This window comes from Streptococcus sp. 17.1, from assembly GCF_016648655.1.
In the GTDB taxonomy this organism is placed as follows: Bacteria; Bacillota; Bacilli; order Lactobacillales; family Streptococcaceae; genus Streptococcus; species Streptococcus salivarius_E.
This window is the reverse complement of record NZ_JACLQM010000026.1, coordinates 1-18,262: the sequence shown is the minus strand read 5'-3', so window position 1 is coordinate 18,262 and position 18,262 is coordinate 1. Positions and strand designations below refer to the sequence as shown.

The 18,262-nt window shown below is 38.5% G+C and carries 16 protein-coding genes and 11 tRNA genes; 9 read left to right on the top strand and 18 right to left on the bottom strand.

The genetic code is table 11. From position 1 onward, the window contains the following. Nucleotides 1-129 precede the first annotated feature (129 nt). Together tsf and rpsB are read right to left on the bottom strand one after the other, a co-directional pair. Nucleotides 130-1,170, bottom strand: coding sequence for a translation elongation factor Ts (tsf, locus tag H7T99_RS10000; RefSeq protein ID WP_002886343.1), 1,041 nt, complete (start codon nt 1,168-1,170; stop codon nt 130-132). A gap of 110 nt (nt 1,171-1,280) precedes the next feature. Beyond that, complete coding sequence (gene rpsB, locus H7T99_RS09995; RefSeq protein WP_002886342.1) at nt 1,281-2,048, bottom strand: 30S ribosomal protein S2; 768 nt, start codon at nt 2,046-2,048, stop codon at nt 1,281-1,283. Between the two features lie 271 nt (nt 2,049-2,319). Here rpsB and ahpC point away from each other — a divergent pair, with 271 nt between their 5' ends. The 3 genes from ahpC (at nt 2,320) to H7T99_RS09980 (ending at nt 4,675) form a co-directional block, all read left to right on the top strand. Then, entirely contained in the window at nt 2,320-2,880 is a 561-nt protein-coding gene (gene ahpC, locus H7T99_RS09990) for an alkyl hydroperoxide reductase subunit C (RefSeq protein ID WP_037599758.1), read from the top strand. A gap of 16 nt (nt 2,881-2,896) precedes the next feature. Further along, the gene (ahpF, locus tag H7T99_RS09985; RefSeq protein ID WP_037601323.1) at nt 2,897-4,429 is read left to right on the top strand and encodes an alkyl hydroperoxide reductase subunit F; all 1,533 of its coding nucleotides are present in this window, start codon (nt 2,897-2,899) and stop codon (nt 4,427-4,429) included. 175 nt (nt 4,430-4,604) lie between these two features. Continuing rightward, a tRNA-Cys gene (locus H7T99_RS09980) sits at nt 4,605-4,675 on the top strand. A gap of 87 nt (nt 4,676-4,762) precedes the next feature. Here H7T99_RS09980 and H7T99_RS09975 read toward each other — a convergent pair. The 5 genes from H7T99_RS09975 to H7T99_RS09955 all read right to left on the bottom strand — a co-directional run bounded on the left by H7T99_RS09975 (nt 4,763) and on the right by H7T99_RS09955 (nt 12,006). Beyond that, a complete protein-coding gene (locus H7T99_RS09975) occupies nt 4,763-5,308 on the bottom strand; it encodes an NAD(P)H-dependent oxidoreductase (RefSeq protein WP_037601320.1) in 546 nt (181 codons plus the stop codon). 87 nt (nt 5,309-5,395) lie between these two features. Beyond that, entirely contained in the window at nt 5,396-5,824 is a 429-nt protein-coding gene (locus H7T99_RS09970) for a MarR family winged helix-turn-helix transcriptional regulator (protein WP_037601317.1), read from the bottom strand. 132 nt (nt 5,825-5,956) lie between these two features. Next, the gene (locus H7T99_RS09965; protein WP_002889604.1) at nt 5,957-6,187 is read right to left on the bottom strand and encodes a GlsB/YeaQ/YmgE family stress response membrane protein; all 231 of its coding nucleotides are present in this window, start codon (nt 6,185-6,187) and stop codon (nt 5,957-5,959) included. Nucleotides 6,188-6,206: 19 nt separating this feature from the next. Next, nucleotides 6,207-7,448 (bottom strand): aminopeptidase, encoded by a 1,242-nt coding sequence (locus tag H7T99_RS09960; RefSeq protein WP_037601315.1) that lies wholly within the window; start codon nt 7,446-7,448, stop codon nt 6,207-6,209. A gap of 163 nt (nt 7,449-7,611) precedes the next feature. Continuing rightward, nucleotides 7,612-12,006, bottom strand: coding sequence for a PolC-type DNA polymerase III (locus tag H7T99_RS09955; protein WP_037601312.1), 4,395 nt, complete (start codon nt 12,004-12,006; stop codon nt 7,612-7,614). A gap of 596 nt (nt 12,007-12,602) precedes the next feature. On the opposite strand from H7T99_RS09955, the gene H7T99_RS09950 reads away from it, so the two are divergent. Next, the gene (locus tag H7T99_RS09950; protein WP_009732038.1) at nt 12,603-12,929 is read left to right on the top strand and encodes a DMT family transporter; all 327 of its coding nucleotides are present in this window, start codon (nt 12,603-12,605) and stop codon (nt 12,927-12,929) included. A 163-nt stretch (nt 12,930-13,092) separates the two neighbouring features. Here the strand turns inward: H7T99_RS09950 and H7T99_RS09945 are convergent, their stop codons facing one another. Next, entirely contained in the window at nt 13,093-13,539 is a 447-nt protein-coding gene (locus H7T99_RS09945; RefSeq protein ID WP_000287814.1) for a helix-turn-helix transcriptional regulator, read from the bottom strand. A 319-nt stretch (nt 13,540-13,858) separates the two neighbouring features. Here H7T99_RS09945 and H7T99_RS09940 point away from each other — a divergent pair, with 319 nt between their 5' ends. The 5 genes from H7T99_RS09940 to H7T99_RS09920 are packed head-to-tail and all read left to right on the top strand — an operon-like array spanning nt 13,859 to nt 17,349. Continuing rightward, complete coding sequence (locus H7T99_RS09940; RefSeq protein WP_000182279.1) at nt 13,859-14,332, top strand: hypothetical protein; 474 nt, start codon at nt 13,859-13,861, stop codon at nt 14,330-14,332. 40 nt (nt 14,333-14,372) lie between these two features. Further along, nucleotides 14,373-15,569: a replication initiation factor domain-containing protein gene (locus tag H7T99_RS09935; RefSeq protein ID WP_004182182.1), complete on the top strand. Its 1,197-nt coding sequence runs from the start codon at nt 14,373-14,375 to the stop codon at nt 15,567-15,569. A gap of 2 nt (nt 15,570-15,571) precedes the next feature. Continuing rightward, on the top strand, nt 15,572-15,958 hold the full coding sequence (locus H7T99_RS09930) for a hypothetical protein (protein WP_001096844.1): 387 nt from the start codon (nt 15,572-15,574) through the stop codon (nt 15,956-15,958). Nucleotides 15,959-16,017: 59 nt separating this feature from the next. Continuing rightward, nucleotides 16,018-16,212, top strand: a complete 195-nt coding sequence (locus tag H7T99_RS09925; RefSeq protein WP_000598356.1) for a DUF3173 domain-containing protein — start codon at nt 16,018-16,020, stop codon at nt 16,210-16,212. 3 nt (nt 16,213-16,215) lie between these two features. Continuing rightward, complete coding sequence (locus H7T99_RS09920; protein WP_004182166.1) at nt 16,216-17,349, top strand: tyrosine-type recombinase/integrase; 1,134 nt, start codon at nt 16,216-16,218, stop codon at nt 17,347-17,349. 73 nt (nt 17,350-17,422) lie between these two features. Here H7T99_RS09920 and H7T99_RS09915 read toward each other — a convergent pair. The 10 genes from H7T99_RS09915 to H7T99_RS09870 form a co-directional block, all read right to left on the bottom strand. Beyond that, nucleotides 17,423-17,506 (bottom strand) — tRNA-Leu (locus H7T99_RS09915). A 9-nt stretch (nt 17,507-17,515) separates the two neighbouring features. Further along, a tRNA-Gln gene (locus tag H7T99_RS09910) sits at nt 17,516-17,587 on the bottom strand. An 8-nt stretch (nt 17,588-17,595) separates the two neighbouring features. Next, nucleotides 17,596-17,668 (bottom strand) — tRNA-His (locus tag H7T99_RS09905). A gap of 11 nt (nt 17,669-17,679) precedes the next feature. After that, a tRNA-Trp gene (locus H7T99_RS09900) sits at nt 17,680-17,750 on the bottom strand. 5 nt (nt 17,751-17,755) lie between these two features. After that, nucleotides 17,756-17,836, bottom strand: a tRNA-Tyr gene (locus H7T99_RS09895). A 14-nt stretch (nt 17,837-17,850) separates the two neighbouring features. Continuing rightward, nucleotides 17,851-17,923 (bottom strand) — tRNA-Phe (locus tag H7T99_RS09890). Nucleotides 17,924-17,926: 3 nt separating this feature from the next. Next, nucleotides 17,927-18,000 (bottom strand) — tRNA-Met (locus tag H7T99_RS09885). A gap of 9 nt (nt 18,001-18,009) precedes the next feature. Further along, nucleotides 18,010-18,099: transfer RNA gene (locus H7T99_RS09880), tRNA-Ser, on the bottom strand. A 9-nt stretch (nt 18,100-18,108) separates the two neighbouring features. After that, a tRNA-Glu gene (locus H7T99_RS09875) sits at nt 18,109-18,180 on the bottom strand. A gap of 6 nt (nt 18,181-18,186) precedes the next feature. Continuing rightward, a tRNA-Ile gene (locus H7T99_RS09870) sits at nt 18,187-18,260 on the bottom strand. Between the last annotated feature and the right edge of the window lie 2 nt (nt 18,261-18,262).

The window sequence follows — 18,262 nt, the reverse complement described above, 5'->3', positions numbered from 1 at the left end:
TGCGCACCCGCATAGCGGGTGGTTTATCTGTTTCGCACCTTCGGAGCGAAACGGACTTAAAGTCACATAATAAAAAAAGAAGTTACGATTCATTTACGTAACTTCTTTCTTTTTATCTAGCAACTAGAATTAGTTGTTAAGTGCTGCTGCCATTGTAGCTGCAACTTCTGATTCAAAGTCGTTAGATGCTTTTTCGATACCTTCACCAACTTCAAAGCGAACGAATTCTACTACTGAAGCGTTTACTGATTCAAGGTAAGCTTCAACTGTTTTGCTGTCGTCCATGATGTAAACTTGAGCAAGAAGAGTGTAAGCTTGGTCAACTTTAGTGTTGTCAAGCAAGAAGCGGTCCATTTTACCTGGGATGATTTTATCCCAGATTTTTTCTGGTTTACCTTCAGCAGCCAACTCAGCTTTGATATCTTCTTCAGCTTGAGCAAGAACAGCATCAGTCAATTGAGCTTTAGAACCATATTTAAGGTGTGGAAGAGCTGGTTTGTTAACCATTGCACGGCTTTCGTTATCTTGATCGATAGCGTGGTTAAGTTGTGCCAATTCATCTTTAACAAATTGTTCATCCAATTCAGTGTATGAAAGAACAGTTGGTTTCATCGCTGCGATGTGCATTGAGATTTGTTTTGCAAGAGCATCATCTCCACCTTCGATAACTGAAACAACACCGATACGTCCACCGTTATGTTGGTAAGCTCCGAAGTGTTGTGCATCAGTTTTCTCAACAACTGCAAAACGACGGAATGAAATCTTTTCACCGATAGTAGCTGTAGCAGTTACGTATGCAGCTTCAAGAGTTTCACCTGAAGGCATAGTCAATGCAAGTGCTTCTTCGTTGTTAGCTGGTTTACCTTCAGCAATTACTTTAGCTGTTTCGTTTACCAACTCAACGAATTGAGCGTTTTTCGCAACGAAGTCAGTTTCAGCGTTAACTTCAACAACTGCTGCAACGTTACCGTTAACGTAAACACCAGTCAAACCTTCAGCTGCAACACGGTCAGCTTTCTTAGCTGCTTTAGCCATACCTTTTTCGCGAAGCAATTCAATCGCTTTTTCGATATCACCTTCAACTTCAACCAATGCTTTTTTAGCGTCCATGACACCAGCACCAGATTTTTCACGCAATTCTTTAACAAGTTTAGCTGTAATTTCTGCCATTTTGTTTTTCTCCAAATTTATTTTATCAAACTAAGGGGCAGGGCTGAGCCCCGCCCCTTAGGTGTTTGTCGTATCTTAAGTGGGCATATAGCCCTAACCAATCTTAAAGATTAGTTGTTGTCACCTTCGACAACTTCAACGATTTCTTCGATTGAATCAGCTGCAGCTGCTTCTTGGAAATCTGCAGAAGCATCTTCACCTTGGTTACCTTCGATGATAGCATCAGCCATTTTTGAAGTGATCAATTTAACGGCACGGATAGCGTCATCGTTAGCTGGGATGATTACATCGATCTCATCTGGATCAGCGTTTGTATCAACCATCGCTACAACTGGGATACCAAGTTTTTTAGCTTCTTTAACAGCGATTTGTTCTTTGTGTGGGTCAACGATGTAGATTACATCTGGAATGCGAGGCATATCTTCGATACCACCCAAGAATTTTTCAAGACGTGCACGTTGTTTGTTAAGAAGTGCAACTTCTTTCTTAGGAAGAACTTCGAAAGTTCCATCAGCTTCCATTTGTTTGATTTCTTTCAAACGAGCGATACGTTTTTGGATAGTATCCCAGTTTGTAAGAGTACCACCCAACCAACGGTGGTTGATGTAGTATTGACCAGCACGAGTTGCTTCTTCAGCTACTGCTTCAGCTGCTTGTTTTTTAGTACCAACGAACAAGATTACTGCATCGTTAGCTGCTGCTTCACGAACGAATTCGTAAGCTGTATCAGCCATTTTTACAGTTTGTTGCAAGTCGATAACGTGGATTCCGTTACGTTCTGTGAAGATGTACTTAGCCATCTTAGGATTCCAGCGACGAGTTTGGTGACCGAAGTGAACACCAGCCTCAAGAAGTTGTTTCATTGAAATTACTGCCATGAGTATTTCTCCTTAAAAATTGTTTTTTCCTCTTCTAAGCTTTAGACTTGCAGTCCCACCCTGCGGCAACAAGACCACAATCGGCTTAGAATGAGTATTTGTCACTTTACGCAACTATAATAGTTTATCAAAAAAAGTGACATTTGACAAGCTCTAAAACCAGTCTGACCATTAGAAAAATCCCCTCTCATTAAAATTGCAATCGTTTTCTTTGAGGTTGATGAGTATTTTGTTTATAATTAGGCTATCAAAAATAGAGGAGGACATTATTTTGTCATTAGTCGGAAAAGAAATTATTGAATTTTCAGCACAGGCTTATCACAACGGGGAATTCATTACTGTTACAGATGAAGATGTTAAAGGTAAATGGGCGGTCTTCTGCTTCTATCCTGCAGATTTTTCATTTGTCTGCCCAACTGAACTCGGTGACCTTCAAGAACAATATGAAGCTCTTAAATCTCTTGGTGTAGAGGTTTACTCTGTCTCTACCGATACTCACTTTGTTCACAAAGCTTGGCATGATGACTCAGATGTTGTTGGAACTATTACTTATCCTATGATTGGGGATCCTTCACACCACATCTCACAAGGTTTTGATGTTCTTGGACAAGATGGTCTCGCACAACGTGGTACATTCATTATTGATCCAGATGGTGTTATCCAAATGATGGAAATTAACGCTGATGGTATTGGACGCGATGCAAGTACTCTTGTTGATAAAGTCCGTGCTGCTCAATATATTCGTCAACATCCAGGTGAAGTTTGTCCAGCTAAATGGAAAGAAGGAGCTGAAACACTTACTCCTAGCTTAGATCTTGTAGGTAAAATTTAACAACCAGGGGGTATCCATGGTCTTAGATAAAGAAATCAAGACACAATTAGCGCAGTATTTAAATTTACTAGAATCTGATATTGTATTACAAACAGATTTAGGGGATGATGATAATTCTCGTAAAGTAAAAGAATTTCTAGACGAGATTGTTGCTATGTCTGACCGCATTAGTCTTGAATCAACACATTTAAAACGTCAACCTAGTTTTGGTATTGCACAAAAAGGGCAAAAAAGTCGTGTTATTTTCTCAGGCTTACCAATGGGCCACGAATTCACATCTTTCATTTTAGCTCTCTTGCAAGTTTCTGGTCGTCCACCTAAAGTTGATGAGGATATTATCGAACGTATCAAGAAGATTGATAAAACCATCGATTTAGAAACTTATGTTTCACTAACCTGTCACAATTGTCCAGACGTTGTTCAAGCCTTTAATATAATGGCTGTTTTAAACCCCAACATCACCCACACCATGATTGAAGGTGGTATGTATCAAGATGAGGTCAAAGCCAAAGGTATCATGTCTGTTCCTACGGTTTACAAAGACCAAGAAGAATTTACTTCTGGTCGTGCAACCATTGAACAGCTTGTAGAAAAATTGGACGGCCCACTTGATGCTGAGGCTTTCGCTGATAAAGGGGTCTATGATGTCTTGGTTATTGGTGGTGGTCCTGCTGGAAACAGTGCTGCAATTTACGCTGCTCGTAAAGGGCTTAAAACTGGGCTTTTAGCAGAAACCTTTGGTGGACAAGTTATCGAGACAGTTGGTATTGAGAACATGATTGGTACGCTATATACAGAAGGTCCTAAGTTAATGGCCCAAGTTGAAGAGCATACAAAATCTTACAATGTTGATATCATCAAAAGTCAATTAGCTACTGGCATTGAGAAGAAAGAACTTATTGAAGTCACACTAGCTAACGGTGCCGTTCTACAGGCTAAAACTGCTATCCTAGCACTAGGAGCCAAATGGCGTAATATCAACGTTCCTGGCGAGGAAGAATTCCGCAATAAAGGGGTTACTTACTGTCCACACTGCGATGGTCCTCTATTTGAAGGAAAAGATGTTGCTGTTATCGGTGGTGGTAACTCAGGTTTGGAAGCTGCTTTGGATTTAGCGGGTATTACTAAACACGTTACAGTCTTAGAGTTCTTGCCTGAATTAAAGGCAGATCAAGTCTTACAAGAACGAGCTGCTAAAACTGATAATCTAACCATTCTTAAGAACGTTGCAACCAAAGAAATTCTTGGTCAAGATCATGTGACTGGTTTGAGTTACGTTGAGTGTGATACAAACGAAGAAAAACATCTTGATCTTGAAGGTGTCTTTGTCCAAATTGGTCTTGTACCAAGTACTGCTTGGCTCAAAGACAGTGGTATTGAACTCAATGAACGCCAAGAAATTATCGTTGATAAATTTGGTTCAACAAATATCCCTGGTATTTTTGCCGCAGGTGACTGTACTGACAGCGCCTACAAACAAATCATTATTTCCATGGGATCTGGTGCTACAGCTGCTATCGGAGCCTTTGATTACTTGATTAGACAATAATCAAAACATACGTGTTAGTAATCTATCTACAACAATTACAAGAAACATAAAGAGGTTGAATGTCTTTCAGCCTCTTTATATTTCTCGTAAATAGGTAGTTTGAACAATCAACCAGCCAATTTGATGAAAGAGACTTGACGAATCTTTGTTTTTTCGATAGAATGGTATCTGTTATGGCGGTATAGCCAAGTGGTAAGGCACGGCTCTGCAAAAGCTTGATCGTCGGTTCAAATCCGTCTACCGCCTTCATAATACGAGGACACCTTAGGGTGTCTTTTTTCATTATTGCATATAAAAATACCCGAAGCTAGATACCTCGGGTATTCGTTATTCTTATTTAATCGCTTCAACCAAAGCCTCTGCTTGAGTCTGAAGGCTTTCAAGAACTTCTGCTGTTGCTACGAATTTTCCATCCACCCATGCTGTATCATTTACACATGTCGCTGTAAAATCACCAACCACTTGGGTACGGATAAATGGTAACAATTCTTTGTAGACATCAAAAAGTTGATTGTGACCACCATTAGCAACTGATGACACGGTTACAATCTTATCTTGAAGAGCTGATGGTCCTGAAGGATCTGATAGGTCAAGGGCGCGGCTCAACCAGTCAAGCAAATTTTTCACTGGCCCAGGAATTGAAAAATTATAAACCGGTGAGAAAATCCAGATTGCATCTGCTGCCAAGACCTGCTCTCGAACTTCTGCCAAAACAGGAAGAACCGGACTTTCTAAATCCTGATTAAAAACAGGTACTTGACTATAGTCAAGATAAGAAACATTAGCTTTATCAGCTAGCATTTTCTCAGCTTCTTTTGCTAATTGGTGGTTAAATGATCCCTTACGAAGGGACCCAACGATAAATAGAATGTTTTTCATGATACATTTCCTTTGTATTTCTAACAATTAATAATTAATACTACATAGTAATATATGTAATTTCATTAGAAATATAAAGAAATATGCTCAGACATTCTTAAATTTTTTCAGTAGCTCTACCAACTGTGCCTGCTCTTCAAGTGTCAGAACGGAAAAAGTCTCCTCAATAGCTCGCTGATGTGGGGGGATTGCTGCTTGAATAATACGACGTCCCTCACCCGTCAAATCAACCTCGAAAGCACGCTTATCTGTTTGGCAGGCTTCTCGCGTCAACCAACCTTTTTTCTCCATATTTTTAATGACGACAGTCATATTCCCGGAGGTGGCAAGCATGCGGTCAATTAATTCGCCAATCTTCATACGTCCTCTAGCATTAAGCACGTCCATGACCCCAAATTGAGTTGGTGTCAAATTAAATTCTTTAAAGGTCTCAGAAACCTTGGCATCGATGGTACGAAAAGCCTTACGCATAACTACCATACTTTTTACAGCCATGTTTTTATCTAAGTCACTCATTTCTAGTCCTTTCCAAATAGATGCTGTTTTTATTACTCTACCACAGTTTTTCTAAAAGTGGTATATGAAAATGAAAAAATAAGAAAAAAGAGTCCTTAGATATCTAACCAATACCTCAGAACTCTTTCATTTCTAACTATTACGATTCCAAAAAAGGGCTAATAAGATAACAGCACCCAGTACCGAAGGAACTATAGCAGTATCTGCTAGCATAGGTCCCCAATTTCCAAAAAGAAGCTGACCAACAAAAGCACCTAGCCATCCAACAAAGGTCTTGCCAATACAGCCCATACGTTCACCCCTATTTGATATAGCAGAGGCAATAAGGCCAATTAGAAAACCAACTATCATACTTCCAATCATGATAAATTCTCCATCATACTTAGATTACCCAATCCCCATTTCGGAAGATTGGTACACGACTACCATCTTGGCGGATACCATCAATATCCATTTGATTTGAACCAATCATAAAATCTACGTGTACATCAGAACGATTAAGACCAGCTTCCTTAAGCTCCTCTTCTGTCATGTCTGCCCCTCCCTCAACACTGGTAGCATAGGCTGCTCCAATAGCTAGGTGGTTGGATGCATTCTCATCAAAAAGAGTGTTAAAGAAGGTGATGCCTGACTGTGAAATAGGACTTGGATCTGGTACCAGAGCACATTCACCTAGAGCACGCGCCCCATTATTGTTGAAGACGAGATTCTTCATCACCTCATCGCCCTGGTCCGCTGTGATATCTACAATTTCACCGTCTTTGAAGGTTACCTTGATTCCCTCAATAATATTGCCATTGTAACTTAGAGGCTTTGTACTTGAGACATAGCCATCTGCACGACGAAAATCTGGTGCCGTAAAGACTTCTTCTGTTGGCATATTAGGGAGGAAGCCTTCACCTTGCGCATTGATGGCACCTGCAGACTCCCAAACGTGATTTTTAGGCAATCCTAGAGTCAAATCTGTTCCAGGTGCTTGGTAATGCAAGGCTGAGAATTGTGCCTCATTGAGTAGGCGTGCTTTAGCATCCAAACGGTCAGCATGTTCCTTCCAAGCACGTACAGGATCCTCTTCATAAACACGACAGGTCTTGAAAATTTGGTCCCAAAGTAAATCTACAGCTTCCTCATCACTCGAAGCATCGGGAAAGACCTTCTTAGCCCATTCCTTACCAGCTGCAGCAGCTACAGTCCAACTAACCTTATTAGACTGAGTTGCCACCTGCATAGGTTTAAAGGCCACTCCAGTAGCTTTAGCATGGGCAGATAAACGTTCAGGAGCTACACCATTAAGGGCACCTGGATCTGATGAACGAACACCTAAGCGACTTGCCTTTTTGGTCAACAAATATTCCATCTCAGCTTTTTTATAGGCAGGAACCTCTTCGATGCGGTCCATATCAGCATGCAAGAAGCGCTCGCGATTAATAATATCATCTGACCATTGAACGATTACCTCAGCTGCTCCTAAAGCATAGGCTTCTTTTACTAAGAGGTGAGCTAGCTCTGCTTGTTCTACATCAATGCTCAAGGCCACTGTGTGACCAGGTTGCACATTAATCCCATTAGCAACCAGTAATTTAGCATATTTCTCAAGATTTTCTTTAAAATTTGGTAAAACCATGATTAACTCCTTGAAACTATATTTTTCTATCAGTATACCATAAGACGAAGAAAAAGGTTTCTTCTCAGCTTTGGCTTGTTAGCATCACATGCAGACCCCTAAACAAAAAGAGAACGGAGACTGACTCCATTCTCTCAAAGTTGATGACGATTCTCTTTAGCTATTAAAAGAAATCATCAAAAAGACTTAATTGATTATCTTCTGGCATATTTCCTAGGATTCCCATTTCATCCAATTTTTCAACCAAGGTTGATGATAGGCCTCCTCGTTTACGCAATTCTGTCTTGGAAAGGAATTCACCTTCTTCACGCGCAGCAACCACTTGCTTAGCAACGTTCTCACCCAAACCTTCAAGTGCAATAAACGGTGGAATCAAAGTATCTCCTTCAATCAGAAATTCAGTTGCCTGACTCTTATAAAGATCTAACTGACCAAAGGTAAAGCCACGTTCTAACATTTCATTGACAATTTCAAGCGTCGTAAATAAGTCATTTTCAACATTAGTCGCTTCATTTCGTTGGCGCTTCTCCTTAATATCTTCCATTCGAGCTTTAACAGCATCAAGACCTGCAGACATCGTCTTAAGCTCAAATGCTTTAGCTCGAATCGAGAAGTAGGCACAATAGTAATAAATAGGATGGTGCACTTTGAAATAAGCTACACGTAGGGCCATCATAACGTAGGCTGCCGCATGGGCTTTAGGGAACATGTACTTGATTTTACCACAAGATTCAATGTACCAGTCTGGAACATTATTTTCACGCATGGCTTGAATATAGCCATTACGCTCTTCTTCGGAAATCTTCAACCACATCCCCTTACGCACACGTTCCATGATCGTGAAGGCCATCTTAGGATCTAATCCCGCATGCATTAGGTATACCATGATATCATCACGACAACCGATAACTGTTTTCAGAGTGGCGATACCTTCCTTAATCAAATCTTGTGCATTACCTAACCAAACGTCTGTTCCGTGGGACAATCCAGATAACTGTAAGAGTTCCGCAAAGGTCGTCGGATGCGTCTCGTCGACCATACCACGAACAAAGTTAGTCCCAAACTCAGGGATTCCCAACATTCCCGTTGGTGTCCCAATCTGTTCAGGTGTTACCCCTAAAATATCAGTCCCTGAAAAAAGTTTCATTACATCTGGATCATCTGCTCGAATATCTTTTGGATCAATTCCTGATAAATCCTGCAACTTACGAATCATAGTCGGATCATCATGTCCCAAAATATCAAGCTTCAACACGTTCTCATCGATATCGTGGAAGTTAAAGTGAGTCGTCTGCCAGGCAGCCGTTACATCATCAGCCGGATATTGAACAGGTGTGAAATCATAGACATCCATATAATTTGGAATAACAACAATACCACCCGGGTGCTGACCTGTGTTTCGCTTAACACCCGCAGCCCCCATGGCTAAACGATCGACCTCGGCATCACGGTAAAACTTATTGTAATCACGTTCGTAACCTTTAACAAAACCATAAGCCGTCCGATCTGCAACAGTTCCTACTGTTCCGGCACGAAAAGCATATTGCTCTCCAAAAATATCACGAACGTCCAAGTGGGCTGATGGTTGATCATCACCGGAGAAGTTCAAATCGATATCAGGAACCTTATCCCCATCAAAACCTAGGAAGGTCTCGAATGGAATATCCTGACCATCTTTTTTATATTCCGTTCCACATTCTGAACATTCCTTATCAGGCAAATCGAAGCCAGATCCATAAGAACCATCTGTAATGAACTCTGAGTGTTGACAATTAGGACAGAGATAATGTGGTGGCATCGGATTAACCTCGGTAATTCCAATCATCGTCGCAACAAAACTAGAACCGACAGATCCACGCGAACCAACCAGGTAGCCACGTTCATTTGAACGGTTAACTAGCATCTGCGAAGCCAGGTAGATTACGGCAAACCCATTACCAAGAATTGAAGACAACTCTTTCTCAATTCGCAGGTCAATAATATCAGGCAAAGGATTACCATAGAGCTCAAACGCTCTAGCATATGTCATCTCCGCAACCTGTTCTTCCGCACGATCAATGAAAGGGGTGTACAAGTCTTTTTTGACAACCTCAACCTCATCAATTTGATCTGCCATAGCCTGCGTATTAGTTACAACAATTTCATAGGCTAAGTCTTTTCCTAAAAAGGCAAAGTCGTCTAGCATCTCGTTAGTTGTCCTAAAATGCGCTTCAGGTAAAGGAGCAGGTTTCGCATTTTCTCCCTTACCAATTGGCCTATTAATCATGGCTCCTTGTCCCAAAGCACGAACAATGATTTCACGATAAATGGCATCCTCAGGGTTGATATAGTGTACATTTCCTGTAGCCAGCACAGGTTTGTCCAGGCGATTAGCGACTTCAATTAAATCCCGAATCAGTTGTTCTATAGCCGCCTCATCCTTGATTAAATCCTTTGCAATCAAGGGCGCATAAATTGCCGGTGGCATAACTTCAATAAAGTCATAATATTTGGCAACTTCAACCGCCTTGTCAATACCATGAGACAAGAGCGTATCAAAAACCTCACCATCAGCACAAGCAGAACCTACAATAATTCCCTCACGATACTCATCTAAGACCGTACGAGGAATACGTGCTACTCCCTCAAAGTATGAGACATTTGATAAACTTACCAACTTAAAGATATTCTTCAAGCCAGTTTGATTCTGAACATATAGCGTTGCATGTTTGACACGAGACTTTTTATACGAATCTTCAGAAACCAAATCCGTGTTCAACTGTTCCAGATTAGTCAAACCGTGCTTATCAAACACATCTTTTATGAAGATAAACAACAAACGACCCGTAGCTTCCGCATCATAATTGGCCATATGGTGATGATCCAAAGCCACACCAAACCGCTTCGTCAAAGGCCCCAAACCATGACGCTTATACTCAGGATAAAGATTTCGTGCAAATTCTAAAGTATCAATAACCGGTTGTGAAATTGTTGGTAACTGATGTCTTTCGTAATTGGCATTCATAAAACCAACGTCAAAGGTCGCATTATGGGCCACTAGCACAGTTCCTTGACAGAATTCTTGAAACTCCTGTAAAACTTGGACTAAAGGTTTAGCACCCTTAACATGATTATCAGTAATACCGGTCAACTCAGTAGTAAATGCAGAAAGAGGATGTCCTGGATCTATGAATTCATCAAATTGCTCAATAATATTACCTTTATGCATTTTTGATGCCGCAATCTGAATCAAATCATTATGAACAGCAGACAAGCCCGTTGTCTCAACGTCAAATACAACATAAGTTGCTTCTTTTAATTCCAAATTCTGGGAATTATAAACAATAGGAACTTTATCCTCAACAAGATTGGCTTCAAGACCAAAAATAGCTTTAATACCAGCTTTCTTAGCCCTATGGTAGCCATGAGGAAAACTCTGAACATTAGCGTGATCAGTTATAGCAACAGCTGGATGCCCCCAAGAAGCAGCAGTGTCAATAAGCTCTTCCACAGTTGGCATGGCATCCATAGTCGACATGTTAGTATGTGCATGAAATTCCACACGCTTTTGTCCCTCAGGCATCAAATCCTTGCGAGGTGTGTGCGAAATCTCTTTGATATCTTGTACATTCATTGTCAGGCTATGAGTGAAAGGATTATTCTCAATACGACCGCGAACTCTTACCCAGTTCCCCTTTTTTATCATATCGAACTTAGCAAGCTCATCACTATCTTTGACCCAGCGCTGCATTGCAAAACTAGAGGTATAATCAGTTACCTTGAAATTAATAATAATTCGACCCGTCTTAGTTTCGCGTTGCTCTACATCAAAAATATATCCTTCAAAAACAACACGATTCTCTTCAGAATTAATATCAACCATTGGCGTTATTTCAGCCTTATCAAAACTAGCTTGACGTTGACTTTGTTTCTCAGCAAAATTTTGGTCCGGTTCGTTCACAGGTTTCGGTGTTGGAGCACTCTCAAGAATAGATTGAAGAGCCTGTCTTGCCTGAGATTCAGCTTGTTCTTGTAAAGAAACCTTGTTTGTTTCGTAAGCCTCTTCTAAAGAAGATGACGCTTCCTTATCTTCAAGAACAAAAATTGATACGTCAGATAAACCAACTTGAGAAAGTGATTTAGATATCAAAGAAATAAATCTATCCTGTACATTTTCCTTTATAATATGCTCTGGAGCTTTAACAAAAATACTATTATTCGAAATCTCAACCTTTAGATTTGAGAATAAAGAATAAGTAGAAAAGTGTGACACTTTTAAACTATCTAAAGCATATGAAAAATAATCTCCAAGTAAAGAATCATCGCAAGCTGTAGAAACTAAACGAATCTCAAAAGAAGCTTTAGCACCTAAAGAATTAAAAGAAGAGTGAAGTAAACTATCAAAAAGAGCAAAAGACTCATAAGACAGAACACTAGGAAAAGAAAAAACAAAGAACCATTGGCGATTTGATTTAAATAGCTTTACTGTTTCGATAGAACCATCTTTAATTTTTTTAAACGCATCGTGATCCTCAGGAAAACGAATTTGTTTTAAGAGAAGCTGAAATTTATCAGACATAAAAAATAAACTCCTATAGACAAAAAAACACTCCTTAAGGAGTGTAACTTATACCGGCGGCCGGGGTCGAACCGGCACGTCCTTGCGGACACTGGATTTTGAGTTCCATAACTCCATTATTTAAATCTTACAACCCTGATTTAATAGGGTTTTAAGCCTTTTGAATCTTGCAAAATAGACTCATTTTTCAAATTTTAGTAACTTTTTGGTAACACTCCATACCTTATCGTTCTAAGAGCATCATCAGAGAATAGACGATATGTCCCAACAGGTTATATTCATCCAGAGGTATTCAAGACACTTGTACGATTAACAGTTAATGTAATCATTTTATTTTCTCCTTTAATTAGGGTAAGTGTTTTTTATTATTTTAACAAAAATAACTCTTTAGCCCAAGAATTTGATAATTCATTTTCTAACAAAACTTTTTTTTTAAAATTTATCTTATGATATACTAAACTTATCAGCTATTGGTTCTGAAAAAGTGTCTGCCACAGTTTTACTACAAATTCTCATGACTTGTGCCAAGATTTATAAAAAACGGATAGCTATAATAGCTCTTAGAGCAAAAACATGACATATAGGAGGTTAAAGACATGTCATACTTTTATCTTTTTATCGCCATTGTAGGAGAGATATTGGGAACTAACCTTTTGAAATTATCAGACGGTTTTACAAAGCCTATTCCAACCGTTTCTGCCCTACTTAGCTATGGCGTTTGTTTCTATTTCCTCTCACTAGCAATGCAAAAAATTCCTTTAGGAATAGCTTATGCAACATGGTCAGCTGTCGGTTTAGTTTTGACAGCCTCTATCGCAGTAATGATTTTCAAAGAAACACTAAATGTTTATAGCATTATCGGTTTAATTTTGATTATCATTGGTGTTGTCATGGTTAACTTATTAGGAAATGCAGGACATTAATAAAACCGGCTCTATACTATTTGTAGTGGGTAAATCCCCTATGGATATTATGGAGCCTATTTTGTTGTAGAAAAAAAGTTCCATAAGAACTATAATGAAAAGCTAGAATTCTGTCAATATTTTGGACACATTTTGGGAGGGAATTTTGAAGACTAGCGTCCTCCTAATTTTCCCAATAAGTTTTAACTTCTTCAAAAATCTTATTCAAAAGTTCTGCATCTTTTTCTGACAACTGATTTTTTTCTATAACTCTATCTTTTAGTTCTGTTGCCTTTATTTTATTTCTTGCCACCGAAACTGCTATTGAATGTTTCAAAATATCAAACTCATCCTTTGAAAAGTTTGCAATATTGGTAAGATCTAATTGTTCTAGAGGTAAACTACTGATAATTGAATAAGGTTTTTGTCCCAGCAAATAATCTGTAGTAGTCCCAAAGATATTTGCTAATTTCACAACGAATTCTAATCCTGGTTCTAACGTTCCATTCTCCCACCGAGAATATGTCCCTTGTTGAACTCCAATTAATTCCGATATTTGTACTTGAGTTAACTTTTTTGATTTTCTGAGAGTTTTTAACCTCTCTGAAAATTTATAATCCTCTGTATACATAATTCTCCTATAGATATTCTTATTCGTATATTTTAGCTTGACAAAATATTCTAAACGGTATAAAATAGAATTATTCCATAAGGAATATTTATTTTGAGATTGAATATTCCATTGAGAATATTATAGCATAAAAGGAGGTAAAAGCGTATGTAACTAGTAGTCGATTTAAAAAATTTTAATAAAGGAGGTAGGATTCGACAAAATAAAAAATCTTGAAACAAATGTGCCGTTCGTTCCAAGATCAAAACATATTATGTAACAATTATACCACAGAAAACTCTTCAGTTGCACAAGAAAATTTCGGAGGTTTCACAAAAAGATGACCAATAAAGAGTTAGTCAATCAAATTTCTGGCCTAAACTCTACCTCTACTCTTAAAAATTGGATTCAACTGATTAAAGAGATAAGTGGCAAGGAATTTAAGAAAATTAAAGTTCCTATCAGTAGAAATCCCAGAACTCATCAATTAAGTTATACAGTTGCCTATGATTTTACAGACGAAGACCTTAGACAATTTCAAAAGTTAGCTAAACTAAAACTTGAAATAGGTCTAAAAGAGGCTATACAAGCCGTATTTGGGAGTCTAGCAGACAATGAACATGAATCCCTAAACCAAGTAATAGATGAGCTCTACGATGAACTGAGCGCCTTAAAACAGGAATTTAAGCGAGAAATGCGACTGATAAAAATTGAGAATTCCAACCTAAAAAAGAAAATCCAAGATATTGAAGAGTCGATGCAAACCGGCTTACTAGGGTTTGTTAACAAGAGGTCAAAAAATAGGTTCGGCTAATAGCGAGTTTTCGGCTGAGCCATGAGGCAGAAAGCCGAAAATGAGCGTAGATGCGGACGGACCATTTTTGACCGATAGGGTGTGTAGTAACACCACCCTCTGCAAGTTAGGTGTACCATCGAAAAAATTCAGTATTACCAAGGGTTTTGGAGATTTTAAGGGTGGCAAAATTAGGCAAAAAGTTGAATCAAAATCTATGGCAAAAAATGAGCATTTACGTTCTGTATTTGACTGGATTCAAATTCAGTTTGATAAGACTGAATTTTCGCCAAAAGAAATAATCGAAGATATCCTATTTCTTGACTTTGACCTATTTATTGAGAATAAGGGGAGCCTTAAATACTATAACTATGATAGCCAGCTTCATTATGGGAATATCCGTATCTACTATGGATCGAAAGAGTCGTCCTACATGCTTGTCATGTCAGGACAGGCACTAGAGTTCTATAGAGATATGGTATTAGATCCAAATAGTCTCTCCGAAAGACAGTTTCTGAACAACCTCTACTACAATTACATTCATTTTTCAGTAAGACGAATTGATATTGCAATAGATGATTTTAATGAAACACCCTATTTCACTCCTAATCAACTTCTAAAGATTTGTCAGAAGAAACGCTTTCTATATGGAAAAAGCACCTACTACAATACCTACGGAGATGAAACGATCGGTCAGACCTTATATTTAAGAAAACCCAATGATGATGAAAGACTTAGAATTTACGATAAGCGCTTAGAACAAGCTGAAAAGCTCGGGATCAGCAAGCGGTATATAGAAAATTGGATAAGAACTGAGTTAGAACTTAGGAAAGCAAAAGCTCACTACTTCATTCAAGAATGGTTGCATTCAGAAATAGATCTTCTTAACTTTACCAAGGGATACCTCAAAGAAAAAGTGAGGTTCTATAGTGATAGTCACTTCTCAAAACCTTTGAGATCTTGGGAAAAGTTTTTAGGTCACTCAAAACCTGTCTCTATCATTATTTCAAAACCAAAGACAGAACTAGAACAAAAATTAGAATGGTTTACCTATAAAGGTTCTGGAGCTATTCTAAAAGCGTATAAATTTCTATACGACAATAACTTACTGCATGAGTATGAGAAATCTAACTATCTCGCACTCAACAATATGGAATATCCACCAGATTTAGCAAGTGGATTAATAGAAAGGGCAATTCTCTTTAAAAGAGAAGATTTAATCCCTACAATCAAAGAAAATATCAAAAGGAGAAATTAAATATGGCAAAAATGCTCTCACAAAATGACTGGAATTTCAATAACATTGGAACAAAATTTGAATTGGATGAAGTCATTCCAAAATTTGAAACGGAAGTCCGAGCAGATGCAAACGGAGAAATTATCAAAAACCGAGATGGTAGCGAAAGACGTTTTAATACCGATAAAATCATTGGTTGGAAATACAATGTAACGATCAAGGATGGACAATTCAAAAAGAAATCAACCCAAGTCTCAGTAGACAATCCAGAAGCTTTAGTCGATAATGACTATATCCAAGCAATGGATCAAGTACCAGTTACATTTGACAATTTACAAGCTACTATGATTAGTTCAACGATGTATTACAAGGCGGATGCTATCCATTTAGTAGATGTAAAACAAAAATAAGTATAAGACAAGGGGAGTTAATCCTCCCCGTACTTAATCTAATTAGAAAAGGAGAGCACATGATTAAAACTGTAACAAAAGATGACCTTATCGAACTTGGATTTGCTCCAGGAACTGCAAGAAAGATTATCCATACTGGCAAATTACTATTAGTGAATCGTGGTTTTAATATCTACGATAACAAACGGATTGGTACAATTCCAGCCAGTGTCGCTGAAGAACTACTAGGAATTGAACTCCAGAAAGAAGCATAATGAATGACTATTCGTAAAACTAAAAGTGGTAAATGGACTGTTGATGTTTCTAACGGTTTCCACCCAGTCACACAAAAAAGAATACGTATTATTCGTAAAGGATTAAAATCTAAAAAGGAAGCCCTAGAACTTGAACAACATATTAGAGTTGTAGAATTAAAAGAAAAACAATTTGACTTTGTAGTAACAACGGATATGTTATTCGACTTACTTGAAGAAGATGATTTGAAAAATGGCAGAAAAGTAAGCTACACAAGTACACAAAGAAATAATTATGAGCGTCATATTAAGCCATATTTTAAAAATACAAATTTAAATAAATTAACGTATGACCATATATTCGAATTTCGTGAATACCTAAAAACAAAACCTAAAAAACAAAATGAAAATGAAGTTTTAAGCTATAATACAATTAATAAGGTTCTGATTCTACTTAAAAAAATTTTTGATACTGGTATAAGAAAATCACTCATTGATAAAAATCCAGTTAAGAATCTGAGAAAATTACCAATTAGGAAGCCTGATATTAAATTTTGGAGTATAGAAGAATTCACGAGATTTAGAGGACTTATTCGAGATGATGAAATAAGTTATGACCTGTTTTTCGTAATTGCTTTCTTTACTGGAATGAGAATGGGAGAAATCCTCGCATTGAACTGGAATGATATAAATCTTTTAACAAATACGATTTACGTTACCAAAACGGTATACTTTGTTAATAATACAAGCTACATTAATACAACAAAAACACGATCAGGAACTAGAAATATAACAATAAATCAGAAATTAGCAGAAATGCTAATAGATTGGAAAGTAAAACAAAAAGAAAAACTTGAGGAATTTACGAAAAATACTGAAGAACTTCAAATAATACAGAGTACACCAATATCAATTACAAAAAATATGATTGATAAGAAGTTTAAGCAAATACTAGAAAGGGATAAAGATTTAAAGAAAATAAGAATTCATGATTTAAGACACTCTCATGCATCATTACTTATAAATCAAGGAGAAGATTATCTTGTTGTCAAAGAAAGATTAGGACACGCATCTATTACAACAACAATTGATACTTATTCTCATTTGTACCCTAGCAAACAGAAAACATTGGCTAATAAACTTGATGATTTATTTTAAAATGGAAAAAATTGGTAACTCAACAAAAACAGAGAAAAAAAGACAAGGTCCGAAAACCTTGTCTTTTTTACTATACCGGCGGCCGGGGTCGAACCGGCACGTCCTTGCGGACACTGGATTTTGAGTCCAGCGCGTCTGCCAATTCCGCCACGCCGGCAAAGTATAACTGGGGTAGCTGGATTCGAACCAACGCATGAGGGAGTCAAAGTCCCTTGCCTTACCGCTTGGCTATACCCCAAAAATATAGGCGAATGAGGGGAATCGAACCCCCGAATGTCAGAGCCACAATCTGATGTGTTAACCACTTCACCACATTCGCCACTTTACTAACACGGGCAGTAGGAATTGAACCCACACTGAAGGTTTTGGAGACCTTAGTTCTACCTTTAAACTATGCCCGTAACTATGGAAGGGGAGGGATTCGAACCCCCGAACCCGAAGGAGCGGATTTACAGTCCGCCGCGTTTAGCCTCTTCGCTACCCTTCCAAAATATAAATAAATGGCGCGAGACGGAATCGAACCGCCGACACATGGAGCTTCAATCCATTGCTCTACCAACTGAGCTACCGAGCCATATTGCGGGAGCAGGATTTGAACCTACGACCTTCGGGTTATGAGCCCGACGAGCTACCTAGCTGCTCCATCCCGCGTTAATTATAAGGAGGATGTGGGATTCGAACCCACGCACGCTTTTACACGCCTGACGGTTTTCAAGACCGTTCCCTTCAGCCGGACTTGGGTAATCCTCCATAAAAACATAGTCCGTACGGGATTCGAACCCGTGTTACCGCCGTGAAAAGGCGGTGTCTTAACCCCTTGACCAACGGACCATATAATGGGCACGAGTGGAATCGAACCACCGACCTCACGCTTATCAGGCGTGCGCTCTAACCATCTGAGCTACGCGCCCAA